The 2541-nt window shown below is 65.3% G+C and carries 4 protein-coding genes; 3 read left to right on the top strand and 1 reads right to left on the bottom strand.

Annotated elements, in window-relative coordinates:
* Together EOA60_RS14890 and EOA60_RS14885 are read left to right on the top strand one after the other, a co-directional pair.
* Positions 1-577: SAM-dependent methyltransferase (locus EOA60_RS14890; protein WP_245502563.1), on the top strand; the 577-nt coding region annotated here is incomplete at its 5' end.
* The gene (locus tag EOA60_RS14885; protein WP_095825084.1) at positions 570-947 is read left to right on the top strand and encodes a YraN family protein; all 378 of its coding nucleotides are present in this window, start codon (positions 570-572) and stop codon (positions 945-947) included. The genes EOA60_RS14890 and EOA60_RS14885, both read left to right, overlap by 8 nt.
* 25 nt (positions 948-972) lie before the next feature.
* On the opposite strand, the gene EOA60_RS14880 is transcribed toward EOA60_RS14885, so the two are convergent.
* Positions 973-1779, bottom strand: a complete 807-nt coding sequence (locus EOA60_RS14880; RefSeq protein WP_095825085.1) for an undecaprenyl-diphosphate phosphatase — start codon at positions 1777-1779, stop codon at positions 973-975.
* Positions 1780-1939: 160 nt separating this feature from the next.
* On the opposite strand from EOA60_RS14880, the gene EOA60_RS14875 reads away from it, so the two are divergent.
* Positions 1940-2541 (top strand): glutathione S-transferase family protein (locus EOA60_RS14875; RefSeq protein WP_164899316.1); only part of this gene is annotated, 602 nt, incomplete at its 3' end.

Below are 2541 nucleotides of genomic sequence, written 5' to 3'. Positions count from 1 at the left end.
GGATTCAGATCCCGGCTACCGGCTGGTCGGCGAGGCGCTGGAGCGCGGCATCCGCGTTATTCCGGTGCCCGGACCGTCGGCGGCGCTTGCCGCGCTGACCGCTTCCGGCCTGCCTTCCGACACCTTTCTGTTCGCCGGCTTCTTGCCGGCCAAGGCGGGCCAGAGGCTCACCAAGCTCGAAAGCTTCAGGCAGGTGCCGGCGACGCTCATCTTCTATGAATCGCCGCGCCGGCTGGCCGAGACGCTTGCTGCGATGGCGCAAGCGCTTGGCGGAGCGCGCAAAGCGGCGATTGGCCGCGAGCTGACCAAGGCGTTCGAGGAGATGCGAACGGGAACGCTCGGAGAGCTCGCCGATCACTACGCGGCGGCCGAGACGCCCAAGGGCGAAATCGTGGTCTGCGTCGGCCCGCCGGAGGCGGCCGAGGACCAGCCGGCCGACATCGACCGGCTGCTGTTGTCTTTAGCCGCCGAAATGCCGGCCTCCAAGGCGGCGGCGGAAGCGGCGAAAATGACCGGTGGCCAGAAACAGGCGCTCTACCGCCGGCTGATCGAGCTGAAGGCGGACGGCGGTGGCTGAGCGCACCGTCGTTTATCGGCGAAAAGCCTATCGGCGCGGCCATCGCGGCGAATGGCTGGCGGCGCTGGCGCTGATGCTGAAGGGCTATCGCATCCTTGCGCGCCGCCATCGCACAAAGCTCGGCGAGATCGACCTGATCGCCAGGCGCGGCGACCTTGTACTGTTCGTCGAGGTCAAGGCGCGGCGGACGCTGATGGATGCGATGGAAGCGATCGCCCACGCCTCGGAACGGCGCATCGAGGGTGCCGCCGACCTCTGGCTGTCGCGCCAGCCGGACTATGGCCGGCTGTCGGTGCGCTTCGACATGGTGGCGGTGATGCCCTGGCGCTGGCCAGTGCATGTCGAGAATGCATTTTACGGGCGGAATTGAGGGGCTTACCCTCCCAACGATAAGCTCACCCCCAGATCATCAGCGCCGCCAGTCCGAGCCCGCCAACCACCAGCCGCCACCAGCCGAACAGCGAATAGCCCTTGCGCGAGACGTAATCGAGCAGGAAGCGCACCACGAAAAGCGCGGTGACGAAGGCGGCGATGAAGCCGACGGCGATGATCGGCAGGTCGGCCGAGGTCAGCACGTTGCGGTTCTTGAACAGATCGAAGGCGAAGGCGCCGACCATGGTCGGCATGGCGAGGAAGAAGGAAAACTCCGCCGCCGCGCGCTTGTCGACGCCCAAGAGCAGCGCGCCGACGATGGTCGAGCCGGAGCGCGAGGTGCCGGGTATCAGCGACAGACACTGGAACAGGCCGATCTGCAGATAAAGCCTGGTCGGGAAGCGCTCGACATCGCGGTAGACGGGCTTCAGGTTCATGCGGTCGACGGCGAGCAGCACCACGCCGCCGATGACCAGCATGATGCAGATCAGGCGCGGCGATTCGAACAGGAAGGTCTTGATAAAGTCATGCGCCAGCGCGCCGATGACCGCCGCCGGCAGGAAGGCGATGAGGATGCCGATGGCGAAATGCCTTGTCAGCCGGTCATGCGGCAGTTCGAGCAGCATCTTCCAGAGGCGGCGGAAATAGACGCTCAAGATCGCAAGAATCGCGCCGAGCTGGATCAGGATCTCGAAGGCCTTGCCGGTCGAATGGAAGCCGAGGAAATGGCCGGCGAGCAGGATGTGACCGGTCGACGAGACCGGGATGAATTCGGTCAGGCCCTCGATCAGCCCAAGCAGCAGTGCTTCGACGATGGTCTGGCTTTCCATGGCAACCTCTGCTTCGAGTGACGGCTAAGGGGAAGGGCTTGCTTGTCATGGCGCGGAAGTGCCCCTATAGGTCGCAACACATGACAGTCCCTGGAATCGGGCCGCCAAGACTTACCGGCGCTCACACCAATTTGCCAGTGCGCCCTATCATCGCGGAACCATGCTGACGCTTTTTCACCACCCGATGTTCGCCACCTGCCGGTTCGTCCGCCTCGCCTTCGGCGAGTATGGCGAGGAGCTGGCCTTGATCGAGGAGAAACCCTGGACCCGGCGCAAGGAGTTCCTGGCGCTCAATCCGGCCGGCACGCTGCCGATCCTGCTGGCCGAAGGCGATGTGCCAATCGTCGGCGCCATGGTCATTGCCGAATATCTTGACGAGACACGCGGGGTGCTGAAGCGCGACAGGCGGCTGTTTGCCGAGGACCCGATGCAGCGCGCCGAAATCCGGCGACTGACCGACTGGTATCTCAGCAAGGCCGAAAGCGAGGTCACCCGCCATCTGGTGCGCGAGCGGGTGCTGAAGCCGGTGATGCCGGAGACGGCGGGCGGCGGCTCACCCGATTCGGGCGCAATCCGCGCCGCGCGCGCCAACATCCGCCAGCACATGAAATACACCAACTGGCTGGCGGGCACGCGTCATTGGCTGGCCGGCAACAAGGTGACCTATGCCGACCTCGCCGCGGCCGCGACGCTTTCCGTGCTCGACTATCTCGGCGAGATCGACTGGCGCGAGCACGCGGCGGCGCGCGAATGGTATACTCG

This window comes from Mesorhizobium sp. M1A.F.Ca.IN.020.06.1.1 (assembly GCF_004023265.1).
In the GTDB taxonomy this organism is placed as follows: Bacteria; Pseudomonadota; Alphaproteobacteria; order Rhizobiales; family Rhizobiaceae; genus Mesorhizobium.
This window is presented reverse-complemented; position numbering and strand designations above follow the sequence as displayed.

Bases quoted from the DNA above. Each gene is read 5' to 3' on its own strand.
- EOA60_RS14880 (WP_095825085.1), bottom strand. From the start codon at position 1,779: ATGGAAAGCCAGACCATCGTCGAAGCACTGCTGCTTGGGCTGATCGAG.